Source organism: Ruegeria sp. AP7, assembly GCF_056539905.1.
On the sequence record NZ_JBQFVT010000015.1, the window covers coordinates 65657 to 91695 of the forward strand.

The 26039-nt window shown below is 55.0% G+C and carries 25 protein-coding genes; 14 read left to right on the forward strand and 11 right to left on the reverse strand.

The window, feature by feature from the left end:
• Positions 1–37: 37 nt before the first annotated feature.
• A complete protein-coding gene (locus ACR0KN_RS19860) occupies positions 38–601 on the reverse strand; it encodes a helix-turn-helix domain-containing protein (RefSeq protein ID WP_170775895.1) in 564 nt (187 codons plus the stop codon).
• A 117-nt stretch (positions 602–718) separates the two neighbouring features.
• Here ACR0KN_RS19860 and ACR0KN_RS19865 point away from each other — a divergent pair, with 117 nt between their 5' ends.
• Entirely contained in the window at positions 719–1894 is a 1176-nt protein-coding gene (locus tag ACR0KN_RS19865; RefSeq protein WP_480655964.1) for an acetyl-CoA C-acyltransferase family protein, read from the forward strand.
• 97 nt (positions 1895–1991) lie between these two features.
• Here the strand turns inward: ACR0KN_RS19865 and ubiB are convergent, their stop codons facing one another.
• Together ubiB and ubiE are read right to left on the reverse strand one after the other, a co-directional pair.
• Entirely contained in the window at positions 1992–3521 is a 1530-nt protein-coding gene (gene ubiB / locus ACR0KN_RS19870) for a 2-polyprenylphenol 6-hydroxylase (RefSeq protein WP_010442541.1), read from the reverse strand.
• Positions 3522–4274 carry a bifunctional demethylmenaquinone methyltransferase/2-methoxy-6-polyprenyl-1,4-benzoquinol methylase UbiE gene (gene ubiE / locus ACR0KN_RS19875; protein WP_170473657.1) on the reverse strand — a complete coding sequence of 251 codons (753 nt, stop codon included), beginning with the start codon at positions 4272–4274 and terminating at the stop codon, positions 3522–3524.
• An 86-nt stretch (positions 4275–4360) separates the two neighbouring features.
• Between ubiE and mutM the strand changes: the two genes are divergently transcribed.
• The 6 genes from mutM to recF all read left to right on the forward strand — a co-directional run bounded on the left by mutM (position 4361) and on the right by recF (position 10947).
• Entirely contained in the window at positions 4361–5212 is an 852-nt protein-coding gene (mutM, locus tag ACR0KN_RS19880) for a bifunctional DNA-formamidopyrimidine glycosylase/DNA-(apurinic or apyrimidinic site) lyase (RefSeq protein WP_480655966.1), read from the forward strand.
• 66 nt (positions 5213–5278) lie between these two features.
• Positions 5279–6055, forward strand: coding sequence for an enoyl-CoA hydratase (locus ACR0KN_RS19885; protein ID WP_010442544.1), 777 nt, complete (start codon positions 5279–5281; stop codon positions 6053–6055).
• A 229-nt stretch (positions 6056–6284) separates the two neighbouring features.
• Positions 6285–6548, forward strand: a complete 264-nt coding sequence (rpsT, locus tag ACR0KN_RS19890) for a 30S ribosomal protein S20 (protein ID WP_010442545.1) — start codon at positions 6285–6287, stop codon at positions 6546–6548.
• A 541-nt stretch (positions 6549–7089) separates the two neighbouring features.
• Positions 7090–8466 (forward strand): chromosomal replication initiator protein DnaA, encoded by a 1377-nt coding sequence (gene dnaA, locus ACR0KN_RS19895; RefSeq protein ID WP_480655969.1) that lies wholly within the window; start codon positions 7090–7092, stop codon positions 8464–8466.
• 222 nt (positions 8467–8688) lie between these two features.
• A complete protein-coding gene (gene dnaN, locus ACR0KN_RS19900) occupies positions 8689–9810 on the forward strand; it encodes a DNA polymerase III subunit beta (protein WP_170473666.1) in 1122 nt (373 codons plus the stop codon).
• Positions 9811–9849: 39 nt separating this feature from the next.
• Positions 9850–10947 carry a DNA replication/repair protein RecF gene (gene recF / locus ACR0KN_RS19905; protein ID WP_480655971.1) on the forward strand — a complete coding sequence of 366 codons (1098 nt, stop codon included), beginning with the start codon at positions 9850–9852 and terminating at the stop codon, positions 10945–10947.
• Here recF and ACR0KN_RS19910 read toward each other — a convergent pair.
• On the reverse strand, positions 10944–11510 hold the full coding sequence (locus ACR0KN_RS19910) for a carboxymuconolactone decarboxylase family protein (RefSeq protein WP_480655973.1): 567 nt from the start codon (positions 11508–11510) through the stop codon (positions 10944–10946). The two genes, recF and ACR0KN_RS19910, sit on opposite strands and share 4 nt — an antisense overlap.
• 98 nt (positions 11511–11608) lie before the next feature.
• Here ACR0KN_RS19910 and ACR0KN_RS19915 point away from each other — a divergent pair, with 98 nt between their 5' ends.
• The 4 genes from ACR0KN_RS19915 (at position 11609) to ACR0KN_RS19930 (ending at position 16575) form a co-directional block, all read left to right on the forward strand.
• Positions 11609–12181 (forward strand): TetR/AcrR family transcriptional regulator, encoded by a 573-nt coding sequence (locus ACR0KN_RS19915; protein ID WP_170775908.1) that lies wholly within the window; start codon positions 11609–11611, stop codon positions 12179–12181.
• A 102-nt stretch (positions 12182–12283) separates the two neighbouring features.
• Entirely contained in the window at positions 12284–14701 is a 2418-nt protein-coding gene (gene gyrB / locus ACR0KN_RS19920; protein WP_480655975.1) for a DNA topoisomerase (ATP-hydrolyzing) subunit B, read from the forward strand.
• A 581-nt stretch (positions 14702–15282) separates the two neighbouring features.
• Positions 15283–15489, forward strand: coding sequence for a cold-shock protein (locus tag ACR0KN_RS19925; RefSeq protein WP_170328727.1), 207 nt, complete (start codon positions 15283–15285; stop codon positions 15487–15489).
• Positions 15490–15561: 72 nt separating this feature from the next.
• A complete protein-coding gene (locus ACR0KN_RS19930; RefSeq protein WP_480655977.1) occupies positions 15562–16575 on the forward strand; it encodes a fatty acid desaturase in 1014 nt (337 codons plus the stop codon).
• On the opposite strand, the gene ACR0KN_RS19935 is transcribed toward ACR0KN_RS19930, so the two are convergent.
• From ACR0KN_RS19935 to ACR0KN_RS19955, 5 genes are all read right to left on the reverse strand, one after another.
• Complete coding sequence (locus tag ACR0KN_RS19935) at positions 16567–16815, reverse strand: ParB N-terminal domain-containing protein (protein WP_170357377.1); 249 nt, start codon at positions 16813–16815, stop codon at positions 16567–16569. The genes ACR0KN_RS19930 and ACR0KN_RS19935 overlap by 9 nt on opposite strands.
• Before the next feature lie 75 nt (positions 16816–16890).
• Entirely contained in the window at positions 16891–17580 is a 690-nt protein-coding gene (locus ACR0KN_RS19940) for a hypothetical protein (protein ID WP_480655980.1), read from the reverse strand.
• Between the two features lie 1614 nt (positions 17581–19194).
• Positions 19195–19527 carry a helix-turn-helix domain-containing protein gene (locus ACR0KN_RS19945; RefSeq protein ID WP_480655982.1) on the reverse strand — a complete coding sequence of 111 codons (333 nt, stop codon included), beginning with the start codon at positions 19525–19527 and terminating at the stop codon, positions 19195–19197.
• Positions 19528–19538: 11 nt separating this feature from the next.
• Positions 19539–19937, reverse strand: coding sequence for a helix-turn-helix domain-containing protein (locus ACR0KN_RS19950; RefSeq protein ID WP_480655984.1), 399 nt, complete (start codon positions 19935–19937; stop codon positions 19539–19541).
• A 38-nt stretch (positions 19938–19975) separates the two neighbouring features.
• Positions 19976–20506: a GNAT family N-acetyltransferase gene (locus ACR0KN_RS19955; RefSeq protein ID WP_170613982.1), complete on the reverse strand. Its 531-nt coding sequence runs from the start codon at positions 20504–20506 to the stop codon at positions 19976–19978.
• 209 nt (positions 20507–20715) lie between these two features.
• On the opposite strand from ACR0KN_RS19955, the gene ACR0KN_RS19960 reads away from it, so the two are divergent.
• A complete protein-coding gene (locus ACR0KN_RS19960; protein WP_480655986.1) occupies positions 20716–21192 on the forward strand; it encodes a MarR family winged helix-turn-helix transcriptional regulator in 477 nt (158 codons plus the stop codon).
• A gap of 509 nt (positions 21193–21701) precedes the next feature.
• Here ACR0KN_RS19960 and ACR0KN_RS19965 read toward each other — a convergent pair.
• The gene (locus ACR0KN_RS19965) at positions 21702–21986 is read right to left on the reverse strand and encodes a hypothetical protein (RefSeq protein ID WP_480655988.1); all 285 of its coding nucleotides are present in this window, start codon (positions 21984–21986) and stop codon (positions 21702–21704) included.
• Positions 21987–22084: 98 nt separating this feature from the next.
• On the opposite strand from ACR0KN_RS19965, the gene ACR0KN_RS19970 reads away from it, so the two are divergent.
• Positions 22085–23436, forward strand: a protein-coding gene (locus ACR0KN_RS19970; protein WP_480655990.1) for an IS3 family transposase whose coding sequence is annotated in 2 segments (ribosomal slippage) — positions 22085–22421 and positions 22421–23436 — 1353 coding nt in all. Because the reading frame shifts where the segments join, the coding sequence is not laid out codon by codon here.
• Here the strand turns inward: ACR0KN_RS19970 and ACR0KN_RS19975 are convergent.
• Complete coding sequence (locus ACR0KN_RS19975; RefSeq protein WP_480655992.1) at positions 23414–23899, reverse strand: hypothetical protein; 486 nt, start codon at positions 23897–23899, stop codon at positions 23414–23416. The two genes, ACR0KN_RS19970 and ACR0KN_RS19975, sit on opposite strands and share 23 nt — an antisense overlap.
• 573 nt (positions 23900–24472) lie before the next feature.
• On the opposite strand from ACR0KN_RS19975, the gene gntH reads away from it, so the two are divergent.
• A complete protein-coding gene (gene gntH, locus ACR0KN_RS19980) occupies positions 24473–25651 on the forward strand; it encodes a guanitoxin biosynthesis MBL fold metallo-hydrolase GntH (RefSeq protein WP_480655994.1) in 1179 nt (392 codons plus the stop codon).
• Positions 25652–26039: the final 388 nt, after the last annotated feature.

Consider the following 26039-nt stretch of genomic DNA (forward strand, 5'->3'; position numbering starts at 1 on the left):
TACGGAAAAATATCCGTGAAGGCGGAATAATGCTGAATTAGGCGTTCTTTACGATTAGGAAAACACGCGCAGGGCTGTCGGCAGAAATGGAATGCGCGACGTCAGCGGCATATCGGGCTGTATCACCCTGCCTGAGTTCGCTCACTGCCGCGCCTGAAGTAACTCGAACTGACCCTTCCAACACGGTCAATTGTTCCCGTGCACCGCGCGCATGGGGTTGGCTGTTCAAGGCGCCGTTTTTGTCGAGCTGAATGTCATAGACCTCGTGACCGCCGGCCTCTTCTGGCGGTGAGAGGATCCGGATGCGGCAGTTCTCTCCCATGTTATCGATGCTGGGCACTTCGGAGTTTTTGAGAATCTCGATCTGGTCGGTTGTCTTCGTGTCTTCCAACAACCCGGCAAAATCCACCTGCAGAGCTCGGGTCAGGTTCCACAAGGTCGAAATTGTGGGGCTGCTTTCTCCCCGCTCGATCTGGCTGACCATGGATCGCGATACGCCGCTGAGATTCGCGACCGCTTCGAGGGAAAGGCCCTGGGCTCGGCGCGCCTCCTTCAGGCGTGTCGGAAGGCGTGTCAGGATATCGTCTGTCTTGTCCGTCATGACGGAATTTCATGCGCCTTGAATCGATAGATGTCAATTCCGTCTGTGACGGGACGTCTCAGGCGACAGAGGGTTTCTGCGGGTGCATACTACGGCCAAACTCAGGAGGAATGATCCATGACCGATATTGTTATTCTGGATGGCGCACGTACTGCCATCGGCACTTTTGGCGGTGCGTTGGCTTCGACCGCGCCGATTGATCTGGCGACCGTGGCGACCGAAGCCGCGCTTGAACGGTCGGGTGTCGAAGGTGGGCAAATCGGGCATGTGGTTTTCGGTCATGTGATCAACACTGAACCCCGCGATATGTACCTGTCGCGCGTAGCAGCGATGCAGGCGGGCATTCCGAATGGGACTCCGGCGATGAACGTAAATCGTTTGTGTGGCTCCGGCGCGCAGGCGATTGTGTCAGCGGTACAGTCTCTGATACTGGGCGATGCTGATTTCGCTGTGGCTGGTGGAGCGGAGAGCATGTCACGCAGCCCCTACATCGTACCTCAGGCCAGATGGGGCGCCAAGATGGGCGACGTCACCTCACTGGACATGATGTTGGGCGCGCTGAACTGTCCTTTCGGAACCGGTCATATGGGTGTGACGGCTGAGAATGTGGCCGACGAACATCAGATCAGTCGTGAACAGATGGATGCGTTTGCCTTAACCAGCCAGAGCCGAGCGGCAACAGCGATCGACGCTGGATATTTCGAAAGCCAGATCACGCCTGTGCAGGTGAAAGTCAAACGCGAGATGGTTGACTTTAAGGTGGATGAGCATCCCAAGGCCACCACAGCTGAGGCTCTGGCGGGCCTTCGTCCGGTATTTAAGAAAGAAGGACGCGTCACGGCGGGGAATGCATCGGGTATCAACGATGGGGCTGCAGCAATGATTCTGGCGACGGCAGATGCTGCTGAAAAGGCCGGATTGAAACCAAAGGCACGGATATTGGGATATGCGCATGCCGGAGTGCGGCCCGAAGTAATGGGAATTGGGCCGGTTCCTGCAGTGCAGAACTTGTTCAAGAAGACAGGGCTGTCGGCGGGTGATTTCGATGTGGTCGAGAGTAACGAAGCTTTTGCCGCACAAGCCCTGGCCGTCAATCAAGAGCTTGGATTGGATGCCGCTAAGGTCAATCCGAATGGCGGTGCGATTGCGTTGGGGCACCCTGTGGGGGCAACTGGGGCGATTATCACCCTGAAAGCGCTGTATGAGTTGGAGCGTGTTGGCGGTTCCAAGGCGCTTATCACCATGTGTATTGGCGGTGGGCAGGGGATTGCCATTGCCATCGAGCGGCTCTGATTGAGGTCGAGCGGAGGGGGCTGTCTGCCCCCCATCGCGCCGGTGGCGCGATTCCCCCCGAAGATATTTGTGGCCAGATGAAGCAGGCGGGTTGTTGTTAGCCGAATGTCATCACGACAAGTGTGGCTGCGATTCCAACGGCTGCGCCAAGGGCGGCAGGTAGCAGCAAGGTTGTCTTGCCGGAAGTTTGCTGGTCATCTTTCGTGGTCTGCGCAATCAGGGCGTTTTCAACCAGCGCAGGTAAGCGTGGGCCGAAACGGGCCAGCACCATTGCGGTCTTTCCAAAATCTCTCAGGGCTGCCCGGGGGCCGATGGAGCTTTTGATATAATCCTCGACGACCGGGCGCGCGACTTCCCAAATATTCATATGATCGTCGAGTGATCGGGCAACGCCTTCGACCACGACCATGGTGCGCTGCAGAAGAATCAGTTCGGTTCGGGTTTCCATGCCGAAGCGCTCGGTGACCTCAAACAGATAGCTGAGCAGTCGGCCCATTGAGATATGGGTCGCGTCCATGCCGAAGATGGGTTCTCCGACTGCGCGCAGGGCGCGGGCGAATTCGTCGACATCCTGGTTGGCAGGGACATAGCCTGCCTCGAAATGGACCTCGGCTACGCGTTTGTAGTCGCGGCGGATGAAGCCGAAGAGGATTTCGGCATAGACCCGACGGGTGTATTCGTCGATATGCCCCATGATGCCGTAGTCATAGGCAATGATATCTCCATTCGCGGCGACCTTCAGGTTCCCTTGGTGCATATCCGCATGGAAATAGCCATCGCGAAGGGCGTGCAGCAGGAAAAGGCGCAACACACGTTCTGCCAGATCGCTGCGATTGTGGCCTGCAGCGTCCAGCGCGTCATTGTCGCCCAGCGGGATTCCATCGGCCCAGCTGAGCGTCATCACCCGGCGTGCGGACAAGGACCAGACGACCGGAGGCAGCCAGAACCCGGAATCATCCTTGGTGTTGGCGGCGTATTCCGAAGCAGCAGCGCTTTCCAGGCGCAGGTCCAACTCGCCGCGGACAACTCCGTCAAAATGCTCGATCACCTCCATAGGGCGCAAGCGACGAGCACCGGGGGCAAACAGGTCGACAATTCGGGCGGCGAAATAAAAGGCGTCTACATCTTTACGGAAGGCGCGTTCAATTCCGGGGCGCAGGACTTTGACGGCAACATCTTCACCCGTGCTGGCCAGCTTAGCTTTGTGGACCTGAGCGATTGAGGCTGCGGCGATAGGCTCACTGAAATCGCTGAACATTTCTGAAAGGGGTTGGCCCAGCTCTTTCTCGACCTCGGCCATGGCTTCGGCCTTGGAGAATGGCGGAAGCTTATCCTGCAAGACACGCAGTTGTTCAGCCAGTTCATTTCCAACCACGTCGGGGCGGGTCGAAAGGACTTGTCCGAACTTGATATAAGCGGGTCCAAGAGCAGTTAGGGCGCGGGTTGCGGGCGGCATCTGGGGATCCCCTTTGTACCCCAGCCACTGAAATGGTTTGCCCAGAACATGTGCAAGAATGCGGATAGCCCGAGGAGCTTCGAACGCGTCTAATACCACGTTCATGGCACCCGTGCGCTCGAGCGTTGCGCCTGTGCGGATCAGGCGGATAATGTTGTGTGGGCCGCGCATCTAGATCTTCCAGCCGGAATGCAGTGCCGCGATACCCATGCTGAGATTGCGGTACTTGGCGTTTTCGAACCCGGCGGCGCGGACCATGCTCAGGAATGTCTCCTGATCCGGGAACTTGCGGATCGATTCCACCAGGTATTGATAGCTGTCGTAGTCATTGGCGATTAGTTTGCCCATGCGTGGAATGACATTGAAGCTGTAGAGGTCATAAAGCTTTTGCAGTCCGTCATTGGGCAGTTGGCTGAATTCAAGCACCATCAGGCGACCACCGGGTTTCAGCACGCGATAGGCCTCGTTCAATGCCTCTTGCGGGCGGGTAACATTCCGGATGCCGAAGGAAATTGTATAGACGTCGAACGTATTGTCCTCGAACGGCAGGGACATCGCATCGCCCACCACCCAGTTCAGGCTGTCGGACATCTGGTCGGCCTCGGCGCGCTGGCGGCCTTCGACCAGCATAGGCTCTGTCAGGTCCAGAACCGTGGCATGGCCGTGACCCGCGCGTCTCAGGAAGCGAAAAGAGATATCTCCGGTCCCACCTGCAACGTCCAGCAACCGTTGACCGGGGCGCGGGGCAAGCCAATCCATCATTGCGTCTTTCCAGACCCGGTGAATGCCCATCGACATGACATCGTTCATCACATCGTATTTCGAGGCGACCGAGTTGAACACGCCCTGTACGCGCCCGGCCTTGTCGGCCTCGCGCACGGTTTCAAACCCGAAATGAGTGGTCTTGTCGCTGTTGTTGGACATTTGCCTTGCCGTTCGTCGAATTTCGCCTCTGTTATAGGGCCATAAGAGGCGGGCACAATGCGGCCCTTTGGAATAGGAGCCATCTAATGCCCGAATTGCCCGAGGTCGAGACAGTAAGACGCGGTTTATCCCCGGCGATGGAAGGCGTCGTAATCCAAAGGGCGGACGTAAAGCGCCCCGATTTGCGCTGGCCTTTCCCCGAGCGGATGGCTGAACGATTGACTGGGCAGCGCGTCGACCGATTGCGTAGACGATCGAAATACATTCTGGCCGATCTGAACAGTGGAGAAACACTGCTGATTCATCTTGGTATGTCCGGGCGTATGACCGTATCTGGTGATCCTCTAGGGCAATTTGCCCACAAACACCCGATGCCGGAAAAGCATGATCACGTAGTCTTTCATATGGCCAACGGCACCCGTATCACTTTTAACGATCCGCGTCGGTTCGGAGCCATGGACCTGCTGCCGACAGCCACGGCAGAGGATCACAAGCTGCTGTCAGTTCTGGGACCTGAACCATTGGGTAACGATTTCCACGAACAGCACCTCATTGAGGCGTTCAAAGGTAAGAATAGCCCGGTCAAATCCGCGTTGCTGGATCAGGGAATCGTTGCCGGATTGGGAAATATCTACGTCTGCGAAGCGCTTTATCGCGGCAAGGTGTCGCCACGTCGCAAAGCCGGACAGATTTCTGCGCTACGCGTTGCGGCCCTTGTGCCGATCATTCGGAAGGTGCTGCAGGACGCGATTGAAGCGGGCGGGTCATCGCTGCGCGATTTCCGCCAAGCCGATGGAGAACTTGGATATTTTCAGCACAGCTTCGACGTCTATGGCCGCGAAGGCGAGCCCTGCAGAACCGAAGGTTGTGGCGCCGAAATCAAGAGAATCACCCAGTCCGGTCGCTCATCCTTCTACTGTGCGCAATGCCAAAGATAACTTGATCCAGCGAATTCGCGTGGTAAGGAATCGTACTTGAACGGAACAACCGGAAGCTTACACCTCATGGCTTTTGAGACGATCATCGTCGAAATCGAAGACCACGTCGCCCTAATCAAGCTCAACAGACCAGATGCGATGAATGCGCTGAACACCCAGTTACTGGGTGAGTTGTGTGATGCGCTGGAAGAAGCAGACAGCAACGACAAGGTGCGCTGCATCGTCATCACCGGTTCGGACAAAGCCTTTGCGGCTGGTGCGGACATCAAAGAGATGTCCGAGATGAGCTATGTCGATGTCTTCAACATCAACCTTTTTGCCGACGCGAATGACCGGGTTTCGGCGATCCGCAAACCGATCATTGCCGCTGTTGCGGGTTATGCGCTGGGCGGAGGTTGTGAGCTGGCAATGCTGTGTGATTTCATCATCGCGGCGGATACGGCCAAGTTCGGCCAACCCGAGATTAATCTGGGCGTCATCGCAGGACTCGGCGGCAGCCAGCGTTTGACACGATTTGTCGGCAAGTCCAAATCAATGGATATGAACTTGACCGGTCGGTTCATGGACGCGGAAGAGGCCGAGCGTGCGGGGCTGGTCAGCCGCGTCGTACCTGCCAAGAAGCTGATAGAAGAAGCAACCGGTGCGGCGCAGAAGATCGCTGAGAAGTCGCAGATCACTGCAATCGCGGCCAAGGAAGCCGTGAACCGCAGCTATGAGTTGCCGCTGAGCGAGGGCATGCTGTTTGAGCGCCGGGTGTTCCATTCGATGTTTGCAACTGAAGATCAGAAAGAGGGCATGGCCGCGTTTCTGGAAAAACGTGCGGCTCAGTTCCGCGACAAGTAACGATAACGGACATTCAGTGAATTCAGGCGGGCTTGGTCCCGCCTTTTTGCTACTGAAGCTCTTTTGAAGAATCAGCTTGGCAAAACCTTTAAACTTGAGTAGAGACCGCCGTCATACATGCGCGTGCGGCCCGCTCGGCCCGACTCACACTCGTGATTTCTGATCCGGTGCGGATATGTCCGTGGCGCGCAACCCTAGATAACCGTACCGAACAAAAGGTCAGAGACACATGGCAAATTCGCCCCAGGCAAAGAAGCGCGCTCGTCAGAACGAAAAGCGTTTTGCTGTAAACAAAGCGCGCCGTTCGCGTATCCGCACACATCTGCGCAAAGTTGAAGAAGCAATCGCATCCGGTGACAAGGACGCGGCTACCGCTGCCCTGCGCGCCGCTCAGCCCGAGCTGATGCGCGGCGTCACCAAAGGCGTCTTCCACAAGAACACCGCAGCCCGCAAAATGTCGCGCCTGTCGGCACGCGTCAAAGCGCTGGGCTGATTCTTTGGGAAAACGCGTCAAGCGTTGATTTGCGAAAAAGGCGTCGCGCATAGCGGCGCCTTTTTCATTGTTGCCGGAAAGCCGCGTCTTCACGAAGTCGAGAGATTCTTTCGCCCTGAACCCCGAGTCAATATCAGAGTTTCGTTGCCCGGACCCATGGGCTCTTGCTACGACTGAGTCAGCGATTCACTCGCTTGGGGGGACAGGCTGTTCTGGGTATCTGACTGACGGGCATCAGTAGGAATCCGGAACGAATGTTCGAAAATCGGCTTCGGTCGATTGGACGATCTGCTCTGGGTCTCGGGTTTTCCGATGATCTTGGCCCTGTCGAAAAATTGGATTGTGACGCGCCGCCCTGTTTTCGGGGTTGTACCGACCGTTGGACAATGCGGTATCGGATTGCGCTGAGCGTCAAAATGACCCGCCAGACCTAGTGGCCTGGCGCAAGGGTATCCTTGTGGGTGGACGCAATAAACCGGTATACCGGACTATTTTGATAAGGCTGACAGGCCAATAAAGAATGGGATGCGTGAGGCGCCGAATGACACAAGAGAAATGGGGACAGTTGCGGAACAAGTTGATGAAGGCTGTTGGTAAGAACAACTTCACGACCTGGATCGAACCTTTAGAGTTTCAGGGATTGCAAGATGGCGTCGCAGTATTTTCTGTGCCGACCAACTTCATGGGAAACTACGTAAGTCAAAATTTTGCTGATCTAATTCTCTATGAACTGAACACGGCGGGCGAGCCTGTTCAGCGCCTTGCCTTCCGCACCGCCGCCAATTCTCCGACCCGTCCGGCGCAGGCCGAGGCCCCAAAACCCCAAGCCGTTCCGCAGCCCGCAGTTGTTGAGGCCTCGCATGATGCGCTTGAGGCGTTACAGGCGGCACCGCTGGACGCGCGCTTTACCTTTGACAGTTTTGTTGTTGGTAAGCCGAATGAGCTGGCTCACGCCGCCGCGCGCCGCGTTTCCGAAGGCGGGCCCGTAACATTCAATCCGCTGGTGCTCTACGGGGGTGTCGGCCTTGGTAAGACGCACCTGATGCACGCCATTGCTTGGGAGCTGAAAACCAAGCATCCCGAACTAAACGTTCTGTACCTGTCGGCAGAACAGTTCATGTACCGTTTTGTGCAGGCCCTGCGTGAGCGCCGGATGATGGATTTCAAGCATCTGTTCCGCTCGGTTGACGTGCTTATGGTTGATGACGTGCAGTTCATCGCGGGTAAGGATTCGACGCAGGAAGAATTCTTTCATACCTTCAACGCGCTAGTGGACCAGAACAAGCAGATCATCATTTCGGCCGATCGCGCGCCGGGTGAGATCAAGGATCTTGAGGATCGCGTGAAATCGCGTCTGCAATGCGGCCTTGTCGTCGATCTTCATCCAACGGACTATGAGCTGCGTCTGGGAATCCTGCAGAACAAAGTGCAGCAATACAGCAGCGCTTATCCCGATCTGACCATTGCTGATGGTGTATTGGAATTCCTTGCACACCGCATCTCGACCAATGTGCGCGTGTTGGAAGGGGCGCTGACCCGCCTGTTCGCGTTTGCCTCGCTGGTTGGGCGTGAGATCGATATGGAGTTGACGCAGGATTGTCTGGCCGATGTGCTACGCGCATCCGAGCGCAAGATCACTGTCGAAGAGATTCAGCGCAAAGTCTCGGACTATTACAACATTCGCCTCAGCGACATCATTGGCCCCAAGCGTCTCCGGTCTTATGCTCGCCCGCGTCAGGTGGCGATGTATCTGTGCAAGCAACTGACCAGCCGGTCTTTGCCGGAAATCGGCCGTCGTTTCGGTGGGCGCGACCACACCACAGTCATGCACGGCGTCAAGCGCATCGAAGAGCTGAAGCTGACCGATGGCCAGATCGCCGAAGATGTCGAGATGCTGCGCCGAGCTTTGGAAGCCTAATCTGCGACCGTACTGGAAATGCCCCGCGCCCGTCTGGCCGGGGTATTTTCATGTGCGCAATAATCCACGATTGCGCGCGAACTGGCGGTGGGATGGCCGGTTGGCCTTGACGGTTTGATCATTCCAACCCAGAAATTCACAAAAAATCCTTGTGCCTCAGGGCGGAACCGGTAACTTGCCAGTCCCGCCCATGTACGCACTCAAGTCAGAGGAACTGAGGGTATGAAGATCAGCATCGAACGCGGCACCCTTCTAAAGGCCGTTTCGCAGGCCCAATCTGTTGTTGAACGTCGCAACACCATTCCGATCCTGGCCAATGTGCTGATCGAAGCCGAAGGGGATCAGGCGCTGTTCCGAGCGACTGATCTGGATATCGAGGTTGTCGACAAGGCTCCTGCGCAGGTTGAGAAAGCGGGCGCGACAACTGTCGCCGCCACAACGCTGCATGAGATTGTGCGCAAGCTGCCCGATGGGGCGCTGGTGACTTTAACCGCCGACAGTGCTGCTGGCCGATTGACGGTTGAGGCCGGTCGGTCGAACTTCTCGCTGGCGACGCTGCCGAAAGAGGATTTTCCGGTTATGGCGTCCTCGGAATACCAATCGAACTTTACGGCATCGGCTGCGCTGCTGCGGCGGCTGTTCGACAAATCGAAGTTCGCCATTTCTACCGAAGAGACCCGTTATTATCTGAACGGTGTCTACATGCATGTCGCGGATGGTTCCGAGGGCGGCAAGGTGCTGCGCTGCGTGGCGACCGATGGCCACCGTCTGGCGCGCATTGATGCGGATTTGCCGGACGGTGCGACGGATATGCCGGGTGTAATTGTTCCCCGCAAGACCGTGGGCGAGCTGCGCAAGCTGCTGGATGATGATGAAATGGACATCGCCGTCTCGGTCAGCGAAACCAAGGTGCGGTTTGCGACGCCAGACATCACGCTCACCTCGAAAGTGATTGATGGGACTTTCCCTGACTACACTCGCGTCATCCCTCAGGGCAACACGCGCAAGCTAGAGGTTGACGCTGCCGAATTCGCGCAGGCCGTTGATCGTGTAGCGACGGTGTCTTCAGAGCGCTCGCGTGCCGTGAAACTGCAATTGGATGCGGACAAGCTGGTTCTTTCAGTGAATGCACCCGACAGTGGTGCGGCTGAGGAAGAGTTGGCTGTCGCCTATGGGGATGAGCGTCTCGAAATTGGTTTTAACGCGAAATACCTGCTCGAGATCGCTTCCCAAGTGGACCGCGAGAACGCTGTTTTCATGTTCAATTCCGCTGGTGATCCGACGCTGATGCGCGAAGGCAACGACCAAAGCGCTGTTTACGTCGTAATGCCGATGCGCGTCTGATTGCCCCGACTGGGTGATCTCTAACGAAAGGGAGGGGTCATGGGATTGGCCCTGACCGAACTTACGGTCTCACATTTTCGGTCTCATAAGCTGGCGCGGTTGTCCTTGGACGGGCGACCCGTGGCGATCCACGGGCCGAACGGGGCCGGCAAGACCAACATTCTGGAAGCAGTCTCGTTATTTTCACCCGGGCGCGGGATGCGACGGGCAAGTGCCGCCGAGATGACGCGGCGGCCCGAGGCATTGGGGTGGAAACTGTCCGGTTTGCTGGAAGCTCAGGGTCAGCGGTATGAGATTGAAACGTGGTCCGAAGGTGGCGCAGCACGTCAGGTTCGGATTGATGACAAGGCGGCCAGTCAGATTGATCTGGGCAAGTTGGCGCGCGTTGTTTGGTTGATCCCCTCGATGGATCGCTTGTGGATTGAGGGTGCCGAGGGTCGGCGGCGGTTTTTGGACCGGATTGCGCTGAGTTTTGATCCGTCTCATGCCGAAGCCTCACTGACCTATGAAAAGGCGATGCGCGAACGGAACCGATTGCTGAAAGAGCAGGTTCGAGACGCCCATTGGTATGCGGCGCTGGAAGGACAGATGGCAGAGACGGGGCACCGTATCCACGCGGCACGAAGGGCGGCTCTGGAGCATTTGCGCGCGGCTCAGGATCAAGCGGAAACGGCGTTTCCTTCGGCGGAGTTGGAACTTGTCCAGACCGAAGGAGCGATGCCTGAAGCTACGGAAGATTTGCGCGAAGCGTTGAATGAAAGCCGGTTTCGGGATTTGGCTGCGGGACGTACGTTGGTTGGGCCGCATCGTTCAGATCTTTATGGAGTGTTTGCGGCCAAGGGTGTGCCCGCCAAAGACTGTTCCACCGGAGAGCAAAAAGCGCTGTTGGTTTCGCTGATCCTGTCGAACGCGCGGGCGTTGGCGGGCATGGTTGGGGCGCCACCGATTGTGCTGTTGGATGAGGTCGCTGCTCATCTGGACGCGGACCGTCGCGCCGCGCTTTACGATGAGATTTGTGCGCTGGGCGCTCAGGCCTGGATGACGGGCACCGGGCCTGAGCTATTTGCGGAATTGGGCGACCGGGCCCAAACATTGATTGTAACCGAGGGCGACGAAGGCTCGGTTGTAACTGCTTAGGCAGGCTCGCTGACTTTACGCTCCCACAGGAAGCCGCGCATAACCTGGTCGACCGGTGTTTTTGCCATGTGATTCACGTAGTTCGACATGGTTTTCTGCGCCAGCCCCAGAATCACGTCCAAAACCGCTCGGTGGGAATAACCTGCTTCGAAGAACGCCTGCAGTTGTTCTTCGGTCGGGTTGCCACGGGTTTCCATCACCTGCAGGGTGAAAGTGCGCAGTGCCTCAAGCTTTTCCGAGGGAAGCGGAGTTTCGTTGCGCAGTGCCTCTGTGATCTCGTCCGAGACCTTCATCATCTTAGCGATTCCAGTGTGGGCAGGCACGCAGTAATGGCATTCGTTTTCTACGTTGATTGTCTGCCAGACAACGGTCTTTTCGTCATTGTCGAAGTCGGTCTGCAGGAACAGGCCGTGCAGAACCTGATAGCCTTCCAGGTGCTGTGGGCTTTCGGCCATTACTTTGTGCAGACCGGGCAGGCGCCCGAATGCAGCCTGAGATTTCTCAAGCAGCGGCTTGGATCCTTCTGGGGCAGATTCGAGGTCGTGGAACGGGAAATTGGCCATGTCAAACTCCTGTTTCTGGCGAGATGGGTCGTATCTAGGGTTTCTTGAGCGATCACTCAAGTATATATTTGAGCGAACGTTCAAGTATTGGTGAGACCATGCCCCGCAAGCCCTCATACGACCGAGACGCACTAATCGCGCAGGCTCGTGATATTTTTTGGCGTCACGGCTGGGCAGGAACGTCACTGAAAGACCTTGAGCGCGAGCTGAAGCTGAAACCGGGCAGCTTCTACGCGGCGTTCGGGTCGAAAGATACGCTCTACGCCCTGGCGTTAGAGCGGTATGCGCAGGATGGGGTTGCCAGCATGAGGACCTTGGCCGAGGAACTGGGGCCGCTCGGCGCGCTCAAGGCGCAGCCACGTCGCGTAATCGAGGCATCAGAGCTGCCGACCAAAGCCTGCATGTTGGCGAAAACTTTTGCCGAGTTGCAGGCCAAGGATCACGATCTGGCCGCTCAGGCACGTACTCATATGGTTTCGATGAGGACTTGTTTTGCAGACCTGTTTCGCCGCGCGCAGGATGCCGGAGAAATCGCCCCTGATCATGACCCGGACCGCCTTGCCTCGCGCTATCAATCTGACCTTTTAGGGCTGCGATTATCGGCCGAACGCGACGATGTGAACGCAGCAGAGATCGCCGAAGATATTGCAGCAGACCTCGATCGGCTTTGATCTGCAAATAAAGCGGATCAGAACCACAAAATGTTGGGGGATCGCGTGACATTCCCCACCAGAAAACGTATAAGTTACCAAAATAATATAGGTACTAACGGCATGTCCGAAGACGCACAGGCACCCCAGGAATACGGCGCAGATTCCATCAAAGTTCTCAAAGGCTTAGAGGCGGTTCGCAAGCGCCCAGGCATGTATATCGGGGACACGGATGATGGCTCGGGTCTGCACCACATGGTATACGAGGTCGTGGACAACGGAATTGACGAGGCGTTGGCCGGTCATGCCGACCATGTGACCGTGAAAATCCACGCCGATTCCAGCGTTTCGGTCAGCGACAACGGTCGCGGTATTCCGGTCGATATTCACCCCGAAGAAGGCGTTTCGGCTGCCGAGGTCATCATGACCCAGCTGCACGCGGGCGGTAAGTTCGACAGCAACTCGTACAAAGTGTCGGGTGGTCTGCACGGTGTGGGTGTATCGGTGGTGAACGCACTATCCGATTGGCTGGAACTGCGCATCTGGCGCGCTGGCAAGGAGCATGTGGCGCGGTTTGAAGGTGGTGAGACTGCAGAACATTTGAAAGTTGTGGAAGAGTGCGGCGATCGCACTGGAACCGAGGTGCGCTTTCTGGCCTCGACCAATACGTTTTCAAATCTCGAGTATTCATTCGAGACTCTGGAAAAACGTCTTCGCGAGCTGGCCTTCCTGAATTCGGGCGTGCGGATCATCCTGATCGACGAGCGCCCGGCAGAGCGGTTGGAAACCGAGCTGTTCTATGAAGGCGGTGTCAAAGAGTTCGTTAAGTACCTTGACCGGTCGAAAACTCCGGCCATGCCCGAGCCGATTTACATCAAGGGCGAGCGCGACGATATTGGCGTCGAAATCGCTATGTGGTGGAATGACAGCTATCACGAGACGGTTCTGCCCTTCACCAACAACATCCCGCAGCGCGATGGCGGCACCCATGTGGCGGGCTTCCGGGGCGCGCTAACTCGGACGATCAACAACTATGCCCAGTCCAGCGGCATCGCGAAGAAGGAAAAGGTCAGCTTTACCGGCGATGATGCGCGTGAAGGCCTGACCTGTGTGCTGTCGGTGAAAGTACCTGACCCCAAATTCTCATCCCAGACCAAAGATAAGCTGGTGTCGTCCGAAGTGCGCCCAGCGGTCGAGGGTCTGATGAACGAAAAGCTGTCCGAGTGGTTCGAAGAAAACCCGAACGAGGCAAAGGGCATCGTCGGCAAGATCATCGAGGCCGCTTTGGCCCGTGAGGCCGCCCGTAAGGCGCGCGAACTGACCCGCCGCAAGACGGCGATGGATGTGAATTATCTGGCCGGTAAGCTGAAGGATTGCTCTGAAAAAGACCCATCCAAGACCGAAGTTTTTCTGGTCGAGGGGGACTCGGCGGGCGGCTCCGCCCAAACGGGCCGAGATCGACTGACTCAAGCCGTTCTTCCTTTGCGCGGGAAAATCCTGAACGTCGAACGCGCTCGGTTTGACCGAATGCTGTCGTCACAGGAGATCGGTAACCTTGTGATGGCGCTAGGCACCGGCATTGGTCGCGATGAGTTCAACATCGAAAAGCTGCGCTACCACAAAATTGTCATTATGACCGATGCGGATGTCGATGGTGCGCACATCCGGACCCTGCTGCTGACGTTCTTCTATCGGCAGATGCCGGAATTGATCGAAGGGGGGTATCTCTACATCGCGCAACCGCCACTCTATAAAGTTTCTCGAGGTAAATCTGAGGTTTACCTGAAGGACCAGGCTGCGCTTGATGAATATCTGGTTAATCAAGGCGTCGAAGGTGCGGTTCTAAAGCTTGGTTCCGGTGAAGAATTAGTTGGCCAGGACCTGACCCGCGTCGTCGATGAAGCGCGTCAACTGAAACGTGTGCTGGATGCGTTCCCAACCCATTACCCGCGTCATATCCTTGAGCAAGCCGCCGTCGCCGGTGCTTTTGTGCCAGGTGCGGTGGATGCTGACCTGCAAGGCGTGGCCGACAAGGTTGCGGCCCGTTTGGATTTGATCGCACTGGAATATGAACGCGGCTGGCAAGGCAGGATCACACAAGATCACGGCATCCGTCTGGCCCGTATCCTGCGCGGCGTGGAAGAGGTTCGCACCCTGGACGGCCCCATGCTTCGCTCGGGCGAGGCGCGCAAAACCGGCAGCTTCACCCAAAGCCTGCAAGAGGTTTATAACACTCCGGCGACCCTGATCCGCCGCGATCGGTCCCAAATCATCCACGGCCCGCTGGATTTGCTGCGCGCGATTCTGGAAGAGGGCGAAAAGGGCCTGTCGCTGCAACGCTACAAGGGTCTGGGTGAGATGAATCCGGACCAATTGTGGGAAACCACACTCGATCCAGATGCCCGGACACTATTGCAGGTTCGAGTTGACGATATGGTTGAGGCCGATGACCTGTTCACCAAGCTTATGGGCGACGTTGTGGAACCACGCCGAGAATTCATTCAGAAGAATGCGCTAAGTGTCGAGAATCTGGATTTCTGATCTAGTGTAGGTTTGCGCATAGCACTTCGCGCACCCCATAAGTTTGCGTAGTTCGCCCATAGTTTTGCGCTACGCGTTTGTCTGCATTAGCGACGAATTCAATCAGTTTATGGCTTAGTCGTCGCGGTTATGGCCCTTTGCATTGCTCAATCCCACAAAGGGCCTCCCTAAGGAACCTTGGATTCTCGCGAAGGTCTGCGATGCGCAGAAAGCAGACTTTGCAAAGTCTCGCCACAGCATCAAAACGGACGCTTATCGCTGTCTCGGATGTTGCGGGATAGAGTCCCAAAAGCGGTTATTGATCTTTTGTACCGCCTACCCAAGCCGCCTTCGCGTTTGGATCGCAGAGCAACAGCGTCATCTCAACTTGTCGGATTCTAAGCTAGACAGGCTCGATTTCTCTGTTGCCCTCCACCGCATCAAGACTTGTATCGTGGGTACTCGAAGTCCATATACACAAGGCTTACGTTTTTCTCTTTCGACCTGCTGTCTCCTCAATTCGGCGTTCAGTCTTTCGATTCAGACCGACCACGCCGAGTCGCCGCAATAATGCGGGCGGCAAGTATTTGGAGACTTCCACCATGGCAAATGGCACAGTAAAATGGTTCAACTCGACCAAAGGTTTTGGCTTTATCGAGCCTGAAGATGGCAAGCGCGACGTGTTCGTACATATCTCAGCAGTCGAACGTTCCGGCCTTAGCGAATTGAAAGACGGTCAGAAGGTTACTTTTGACGTCGAAGCTGGTCGTGACGGACGCGAAAGCGCCGCTAATCTGGCCCTCGCCTGACCTTTTAAGGGCACCCTTTTCGGGTGCCCTTTTGAACAATGGGCTACTATAAGCCGTTGGAGAACAAGTAACTTGCAACCCAAAGACTGGACGCGGGTGCTCGCGCAATACCGTGTTGCCGATGCGAAGCGCAGTGTTTTTGAACTTGCGATCACTGTTGTTCCCTTATTCGCGCTATGGGCCCTAGCGTGGTTTGCGTTATCTTTTAGTGTCTGGATCGCAATACTACTGGCCATCCTGAATGCCGCGTTTCTGGTCCGTATCTTTATCATTATGCATGATTGTGGTCATGGATCCTTCTTTAGAAACCGTACCGTTTTCAATTGGACAGGCCGGGTTTTGGGTGTCCTTGCGCTGACACCTTATGACGTTTGGCGGCAAAGCCATGCGATCCACCACGCCTCAACCGGTAACCTTGATCGGCGTGGTATGGGTGAAATCCCTACATTGACCACTGAAGAATACCTGAAGCGGAAGTGGTTCGGGCGTGCCGCTTATCGTCTGACCCGGAATCCCATCTTCCTGTTCGGTGTTGCGCCGGTCTATACGTTCTTCCTTCAAAACCGCTTACCTCTTGGTTTCATGCGGTCGGGCTGGCTGTATTGGGCAAGTGCGATGGGAACAAACGTCGCGATTGCAGGGTTATTGGCTCTGGTTTTTTGGGCCGGAGGCATTGAGGTTTTGGCGTATGTTTTCCTGCCAACCATGATTGTCGCATCATCGATTGGAATTTGGCTTTTCTACATTCAACACCAGTTTGAACACACGACCTGGGAGCGGGAAGAAGGGTGGAATCTTCAGAACGCCGCATTCTGTGGAAGTTCTCACTATGCCCTGCCTGGCATCCTGCGTTGGTTTTCTGCCAATATCGGCGTACACCATGTTCACCACCTTGCCAGCCGCATACCTTTTTATCGGCTAGACGAAGTTTTGCGTGACCATTCTGAGTTGGAAAATTGCCAGCGTATTACTTTATTTGAGAGCCTTCATTGCGCACGATTGCATCTTTGGGACGAAAAAAGTCAGCGCCTGCTGACATTTTCCGAGGCTTTGTCAAACGCCAATCCCAATAGGTATTTAGTGTAGTCTGGCGCGGACCAAATAGGCTTCGACCGTATCACCTCCCAAGGCGCGGATGGCTTCTAGTCGGTGAAGGCCTTCAATCAGCACGAACCTTTTGTTGTCAGCGCGTATCTGGATCGGGGTCTTCTGGCCGTTCTTCAGAATATCTTCGGCCAGTGTCAGAACTTTTTGTTGATCAAGCGTTTTCGCCCGTTTCACAGGGACATAGATCAGGTCGAGAGGATATGGTCTTTTTTCCAACATTAGCTACGTGGGCAACCTTTCGTGCATTTGTTCCGGTTCGGAGTTCGCTTCAAAAAGCAGGCGGTGGAACGCACGTCATAGAACCGAACGAACAGCATCGCGCAGTTCCCGATGCATGATCCAAGTCGCTGGTTCATCGTCACTTTCGATATGAGAATATGCCAGGACCTGTGCAGCGCCATCATTCTGTGCCGATCCAGCTTCGGGAAGTTCGAGTTCCAAATATTCTGCAATCAATAGTCCGATTTTCTTGAAGACCTTGATGGAGGCCTCGCGCGATTTGTAACCGGCCGCCTGAGACAAGTGACCAATGGTCAGACCTTCCTTGCCTGCGATTGTAAGTGCTTTGAGCATTGTGACCTGCGCAGGGGTGAGCCTGATCTGTCGTAATGCCTCTGCATATTCTCTTTCACTGGGAACGAAGGTGCCGGAGTTTCCCTCCATACGGCGTTGACCGCTACGCTTCCTGTCTCGTTCTTCGAGAATTTCTTTTAAGGCTTCAATGGCCAATGCTGGTGTTTCGCCAACTGCATCGGCAATCATTGCCTGCGTTTTAGCCGGTGGCTTGGGAAATGCGCGCGCAACGCAGTTACCACTCAGAATGCCAGCCTTAATCAAGTATTTTCCAAACTCTTCTTCAATCACTCCTGATACGTCAGCGTTCCGCGACTTACGAATACTGCGGTCCTGAAATGCTCTTTGTTCCAAACCACAAGCTGATACCTTTGAACCGGGAAGGGTTACTTGAGGGGCATTTTTACGCATCAGAGAAACACCACTACAATTATGGCCGCAACAAACACCGCTAACGCGATTGACATCTTTACTCTGTATGACCAGCGATGCACTCTTTCGGCTCTGAGCATTTTGCCCAGGTTTTCGTCAATCGAGTTATGGTTCACGGCTTCGTCCTTCCGGAATTGTCAGGCGGTATTGATTTCCATCAACCTATTGTCGCGGCACATTTTCGGTGCACTTATCGTTCTGTCGTGTGAATGGCTGATTGCATTCCCAACCATCACCTCTTCGATTCAAGTGAGCATTTGCAGGGACAAGGATCGCAACGCACCTGTCCTGGTTTGAGCGAAAGCCACGTTCACATTTCCATCCAGAATAGGTTTCAGGTGCGAGGTATGCATGCTGTGGAATTGCCACCGGTTCGCAACCGCTCTCCGTTGCTCTTAAACCTCTGAGGCACACCCAACCATCCGCGCTGTTTTTGTCAGTCAGGCGGCCGTTGCTCGGGACACTAATCGCGACACAATCCTGGTCTTCCTTACGAAATCCCCAGTTGCAGTGTATTTCCAGCACGCCAAACCTAGTTTCGACGTACCCATTTTGAGGTGAAATTACTTCTTCACATTCTTCTCCGACACGCTGGAATAGCCGATTGCACTCCCACCGATCTCCGGTTGATGCAAGATAGGCATTTTCTGGAACTCTTATTTCCTCACAAAATTCTCCTACACTCTGGAAACCATGAGTGCATTCCCAGCCACTGCCGTAGGAGCTGCCCGTCAAATATGCGTTTTCTGGTACGTCTGTTATTTGGCAGGATCCGTTCTTGTTTTCGAAACCTTCGTCACAAATCGATCCGTCGGCATTGCCTGCGACTTGGGCAGGAAGCTGCGTTCCTGAGAGCAACACCAAGAGTGTCGGGATCAGGCAAAGAACGCGGTGCGAAAACACGATGAATGACTGATTGAAACGGAGCCTGAGACCTGATCTATCGGGCATCGAGCACGCAATTTATGTGCCATGTGCTGTTCATACGGCGCCTTCTTTCATGGGTCACCCGATGACCGGTGCTTGTCAGGTGACAGTTGCGAATGCTAGCGAGGAACGAGCTCATAGCGAAGACCCCAGCGAAACCCGTTCCAATGCTGGGGCACATGCTACAGTTAGTCTGAAGGCCATTGGATCATCGAAGCCGGCAGCATCGCGGCGACGAATATATCTTTCCAATACACTCTTGTGGTTCCTAGCCTGTGAAGAGTCAAGGACGCACCCTCGTCACAAAGCGTGTGCTACGGAGATGTTAATTTTTGAGAGCAGTGAATGACTAGGTGGCTTAGAGAATAACTGAGAGGAAAAATTCAGCGTGATACCACCTTTGAAACGGAGCTATTGACGAACTGGCAGAAACTGAGTTCTGTGATGCTCAGTGCAGCTGCACGCACGCATTGCGCTGAAAGTCTGCTTCAAAGGCCAATTTCGGGCACTAGGGCACAATGGTGAGACAGGAATTCTGGGCACATTGATACCGCAGTGTGATCGGCCCATTGCCAAAGTAAATTTGAGTTCTGTTCCTAGCCTGACAACGAGACCAATCGTGTCCACGGCTGGCAAGCAAAACGAAGCGAACCGCACGGGTATCGTTCAAATCTGTTGTCGAAGTCGAGTAACTGTTTCTTTCGGATGGGCATCCAGTAGCGCGAGGAGCTTAAACGCAGGTCCTCCGGGGCGGCGGGCTCCGTTCTCCCACAGTTTGTAACCGAGCTCGCTCATCCCGATAAGTTCGGCCATTTCCGCCACGGTCAATCCGGCCTTTTCGCGGACTTCAAGCGGTGTAGCCACGGGCTCGGAATTGGTGTCCGAACGGGCGCCTCGCGCCGGATCAACGGACACAAGGCTGGGATCCGGTCCTGTCATCATCTGCTCCCTGTTATTGTCGTTTGAGGCATGGCCATAGGTCATGCCTGAAGTTCGCATTTGCGCAGATGTCAAAGTCTGGCGCGCAGGCGTTTTTCAACAGTGCTCAGCCTGCGGGTGGTCTGAGTCATATCCGTCCGGAGGCTCCGAATTTCATCAAGGATGCCTTGAATATCCTCCGATCCGGAAGTGGTATCGGCTGGTTCAAGCACACCTTCCCCCTCACCGCTCAGAAGCCAAACCAGAGAGACCCCAAGAATGCCGGACATCATCTGCGCCTTGTTTGCACGTGGCTCGGCACGGTCTTCTTCCCATCCCTGTACGGTCTTCAGTTTGACGCCCAGGCGACTGGCAAGCTTCTTTTGCGAGTATCCAACGGCTTCGCGCGCGGCGACGATCCGGTCGCCCAGAGTTGCCGCTTCATCACCGTAGTATGAGGTGTCGTTTGATATAGTCGTGGCTACGTTCATTCTGCTCTCTCACTTTGGTTGAAAATGTTGTGGCGCGGTCAGGCCGCGAGTTCGCTACGATCCGCAAGACGGATCGTCACAAGATTGCTGTTTTCATGACGGCGATATGGGGTCAGCGCCTGCGTGATGAAGGGTTGGATATCCATCCGGGACCGCTGCCACCGCGCAAACCTGCGGAACAAAGCCCAGGTGCACTCGTCGCTGGACGTAATCACAGTCTGAACACGGGTGACATCGGTGCAGACGTCCCGACGCATCACCTGCCCCAGCATCAGCGACGCAAGACCCTTGTCCGCCTCACCCTCTGAAACGCCGACCCGCCAGATAAACAGGGTTTCCGGGTCATATGGCAGAACATAAGCCAGTATCGCGCCGACCAGGTCTCCATCCAGTTCTGCAATAACCGAGAATTCTTTGTAGTCATCAAACGCCGCCAGTTCACCAAGCAGATCACCAATAGCTTGCTGATCCCCGGTACTGGCCAGCAAAGACACAGCTGCACCGTCTTCCGGCAAAGGGGGACGCAAAACCGGAATAGGTTGTTCGAACAACTCCAAAGAATGCTGCATGTACTGCTCCATCAATAAACTTTGATTAGCTAAGTAACACAGCGGCATCAAAACTTCAAAATGCAAAGCAAAATTCTACCGAAACGTCATAAATATACCTATTTTTGCGATATTTTAATTTGCAAGGCTAATTATATTGCGCTCCGTTAACGCTTGAGAAATCAATACAATTTTGACAATCTCACTCCATTCGAATGCGGAGTAGATACATGGATCGTATCGACAGCAGCCTTGTCGCCCTGCGCCGAATCCTGCGCGCCACCGAGATGTCCGGCCGGGAACTGGCGCAATCCGCCGGGCTGACCGCGGTCCAGCTTCGTGTGCTGCAAGTGATTGGCGAGACCGGGCAAACCACGGCCAAAGCAATTTCAATGCGTATGCATGTCAGCCAGGCCACTGTCACAGCGCTGGTGGACAAGCTGGTTTCGGGCGGCATGGTTGTGCGCGAGAAATCCATGACCGACCGACGGCAGACCAATATCCTGATCACGGATCAAGGGCGGCAAACTCTTGAGGACGCCCCTGATCCCCTGCAACAGCTCTATGTGCAACGGTTCAAGCAGATGGAGGACTGGGAGCAGGCAATGCTTGTTGCCGCGCTCGAAAGGGTTGCAACGATGCTGGACGCCGAAGATCTTCAGGCCGGCGCGATCCTGACAACTGGCGATTTGAACAAGACGGAATAATGGGCCGGATTTACCGACCCCTTCGCGTACCTTTTTGTTGAGGCTTTTATCAAGAAAGGATTTGGCGGCCCGAACGGACCCGTCGTCTACTTGGTCGATCTTTCATTGCCACATATTCATTGCGCGCTAGCGGCCAATCCCTACTTTTAGAACGACAGCTCCGCTTTGGGCTGCCTCCAGTCGTAGATGTAATGGCGCGAACGGCGACACTAAGACCGATTGGCTCATGAGACAGAGCGAGGAAAAGATTGGCTTCTTAAATTCTGGACAAAAATGCGGCTCGGATAGTTTGCTTCTTAGCGTCTAGGGGCAAATCCGAATTATGCATGACCGTACAAGAGCGGCGTGGGAGGATGGATATGATGACAAACAATTGACCTCGTTGGTCGAGCATACCCACGACAGTCGATATCCGCGTTGACCCGAATGACATTCGAGAAATTGCGGTTTTGGATCGCCTGAATAATGAGCATTTCTTCGTGCCCGCAAAGTATGAAGAGTGCCCGGCTCTAGTGCTCGCCTGCACCATCCGAAAAGAACACCACTGAAATGCGCTGTCCAATTGCAGGTTCATGGTCGCGTGAAATCTGCTCAGCTTCCTCGATGACCCGGACCATCTTTTCATGGATCTCAGTGGACGCCTGATGATCGCTTTCGAGCTTTTCCAGGATCACCTGAAGCGCGATGTACCCCTTGGGAAGATCCTCATAGGCGAAGCTGTCACGCACTTCGTGTTTTGCTTTTTCCCAGAAGGGATCAAGCTCACGGCTCCACGCCTCGCACACCATTTCCACGGCAGGCAGTGACTGTCTGACATCAGCACCTGTGGGCCTGATTGAAGGATTTGCATAGCGGAAGGTTTCTGGCTCATCTGAACCGTTAAAGAGTGAAGATGAGACGGAAAGCTGGAACCGACAAACCGACGGCTGAACGGGTCGTCAAGGACATTCGCCGCAAGACGCGCAAGCACGATTCTGCGGAGGAGAAGATCCGCATTGTGCTGGAGGGTTTGCGTGGCGAGGAGAGCATCGCCGCGCTCTGCCGTCGCGAGGGGATTGCCACGAGCCTGTACTATTCCTGGTCTAAAGAGTTCCTGGAGGCTGGAAAGAAGCGGCTGGCAGGCGACACAGCCAGGCAAGCGACTAGCCCCGAAGTGAAGGAGCTGCGGGCCGAGGCGTCGGCCTTGAAGGAGGCCGTTGCTGACCTCACCTTGGAAAACCGCTTGCTCAAAAAAAGCATGCTCGGGGATGGGGACGACGACATATGAGATACCTCGCAACGGAGAAGCTCGAGATCATCCGACTTGTCGAGCAGTCCCACTTGCCCGCGAAGAGGACGCTGTCGAGGCTGGGCATTCCGAAAACCACGTTCTACCGCTGGTGTGCCCGCTATGAGGCGTTTGGTGAAGCCGGGCTTGAAGATCGCCGTCCACACCCCGGCCGGGTCTGGAACCGCATCCCTGACGAGATCCGGCAGGCCGTCGTTGACCTCGCTCTTGATGAGCCGGAACTATCGCCGCGCGAGCTGGCATTCCGCTTTACAGACACGGAAAAGTACTTTGTGTCAGAGCCTTCGGTCTATCGCATCCTCAAGGAGAAGGATCTGATTGCTGGGCCGGCGTTCAACGTGATCAAGGCTGCCGACGAGTTCCATGACAAGACCACGAGACCGAACCAACTTTGGCAGACCGACTTCACCTACCTGAAGGTGACTGGCTGGGGTTGGTTTTATCTCTCGACGATCCTGGACGACTTCAGCCGTTACATCGTGGCATGGAAGCTCTGCACAACGATGAAGGCCGGCGATGTTACCGACACTCTGGAACTGGCATTGGAGGCATCAGGCTGTTCGTCGGCGACCGTCCGACACAAACCGAGGCTGCTCAGCGACAACGGCTCATCATACATCTCTGGTGACCTAGCGGATTGGCTCCAAGATCAGGGCATGGACCACGTTCGAGGGGCACCAAATCATCCGCAGACCCAGGGCAAGATCGAGCGGTGGCACCAAACGCTCAAGAACCGCATCCTGTTGGAGAACTACTACCTACCGGGCGCACTCGAGGAAGCGATCAGAGCCTTCGTCGACCACTACAATCACCGTCGCTATCACGAGAGCCTCGGCAATCTGACACCGGCCGATGTCTACTTCGGTCGCAGCGACGACATTCTGAAGAAAAGGAGAACCATCAAGGAAAGAACACTGAAACAGCGACGCTTGCTCAATCTCGGGAGCGCCGCGTAAGATCGCAATCGATGAGCCAGGCCGTCCTAAACGCCGTCAGCTCAATCGGACCACTTCTTTCGATGACGGACAGATCGTGATCCTCTTCCACCTGAAGCCCGGAGCGCTCCAGCCAGTAGAGTTTCATTTCTTCGGTGACTGGTTCGGGGTTGGTCAGCCTTTTGGTGTTCGCCGTGTCGATCCCGAACGATATCCGGATTCGAATGTTGCTTTCGTTTTCCGGATCCCTCAGCTCGGGGAATTCCTTCATCAAAATCGACAGCGAAGACAAGAAGTCCTGATACCCGGTGACAATCAGACAATCCCCAGAGGTGATATGGGGTCGATAAAGATTGATGACCGGCCGGTCGATATTGGTGCCGACCTTCGCAACCGGTTCGGCATCAAGCTCGCTTGCGGGCTTTTGATTTGCTTCGGTGAGCTGCTTTGGCTTGGAACGCAGCCAATCAGGGAGTGAAAACAATGAACAAGACTTGGTTTTAGGACGCTTAGTCTAATAGTGATACTGCGTGCATCGTCCTTCAAGGCATCACCGGAAGAAACATTCGTTTTCCTGAAACTGTCGGAAATTCGCACCGGTTTTGTGGCAGAAAGCCGGGATTTCGAGATTTAACATAGGTCGCAATTATAGAGCGTTTGCGCTCCCGTCAGCCAACCACCCGTAAGTCCGAAAATCGGACATTCGTGAACATTCCTTTAGCTATAATCGTGAACACAAAGTTCAAAATGCTTCTTCGAATTCAAAGGTCAACGATGCGCAGTAAGCGGACTTTGCAAAGGCCGACGATGAAGGTCCGGTTTGGGCTGCAAACAGTCATAGGTGCGGGAAGCAGCGAAGGTCGAATGCGAGCCCAGAGCAGACTAGCCAGCTCGCATGCATAGGTGTCTGCTTTTGAGCACTACTGTTCGTCTAAATGGCGAAGTAGAGCAAACGGGATATCAAGTGCGGTTGCCAATCAGATTACTGATTCGTCGACTGATCGATGGTTTTTTGTTTAAGTGGTTCTGCCGCAATCTATGACGAAAGGAGCGTGATATGAAAAGCGTTGCTGATAAAAGCAAAGGGCGCAGCGCCGCTGTTCTTATTGTTGCCCTGGCGATGTCAATTGCCCCACTCGGCGCGTTGGCCGAGGAAAGGCCAGCATCCCAGTTTCTTCCGAACACCGAAACGCTGGGCGTCGAGGAAATGCGGATAACGGCTCTAGGCACCGGATTGCCTACGCCGCTCACCGTTGCTCAGAAGTCGTCCGCCTGGATGGTGGAGCTTGGAAATGGAGATGTGTTTCTTTTCGATCTCGGAACTGGTTCTATGACGAACCTTTTCGGTTTACGGCCCGATTTTTCCCGGATCGACAAGATCTTCCTTAGCCACCTCCACACAGATCATTTTGGTGATCTTGACGCCTTCATCGTCGGAAGCTGGCTCAGCGGCAGATTTACGCCGCTTCACGTCTACGGACCAAACGGCACAAGCCCAGAACTTGGAACAAAAGCCGCGGTCGATGGCATCATGGCGGCGCTTGCTTGGGATATATCGGGACGTACGGGGTTGCTCCCTGATGCAGGTGGAAGGGTCGAGGTGCACGAATTTGATTACCATCAGGAAAATGAGATCATCTATGAGAATAACGACGTGACAATCCGCTCTTGGCCTGCAATCCATACTTTGGATGGGCCGGTAAGCTATCGGTTGGATTGGAACGGCTTGAGCTTTGTTTTTGGCGGTGACACGCGGCCAAACAAGTGGTTCAATAAATACGCCAAAGGGGTCGATTTTGCGATCCACGAATGCTTTCCAACCCCGGCTGGCCTAGCGAAGTTTAACGATTGGGAACTCAAAGAGGCGACTTACGTTTCGTCCTACATTCACACCCCGCCGGAAGCCTTTGGAAAGGTAATGTCGGAAATCGAACCGCGGATGGCTGTCGCGTATCACACTGTTTTGACCCCGGATATACAGCAGGGCATGGTCGACGGGATACGTGCGACATATGACGGGCCCTTGACCGTGGCAACGGATCGAATGGTTTGGAACGTAACCAAGGACTCGATCACCGTCAGAATGGCGGTCTTTGCTGACAGGGTTACGCCTCCAACAACCACAAAGGCCTACAAGGAAGCCCCGCGAAGCGATGCAGTAGATGGGAATATGTCCGATTTCATCATGGACGGCGTTTGGGAAGGCTTCCAGCCGCCTCCGTTGCCCAAGGAGTGAACGGTGGCTGGTTCGCGACGGAACTTGTTTGGGCCAGACCGACAGAAAGCACTCGTTGTGTAATGGATTGAGCCCCGTTGCGTGCGTGCGCACTTGGTGATTGTTGGTCGAGTTATGTCTCGAAAATGCAAATAGATAAGCGGACATCCAAAAGAACTGGCCCTATGGTTGCTTTGTCCCGTTCAGCCTACCTTGGCTCCTTATTGTGAACTTCGGTTGTCCGGTTTGAGCCCATTCTGCCTAATGTTGCGGAACAGCAGAAAGTTCGCTTTCTTTCACACGCATTCATCACTGTGTGCGCCATCGCAATGACCTTAAGCCAACGTGGAATAAACCTCGGAAACCCGCTGAAAGGTCCAATAGCAGGCGATAGCCGCACATCCACCGG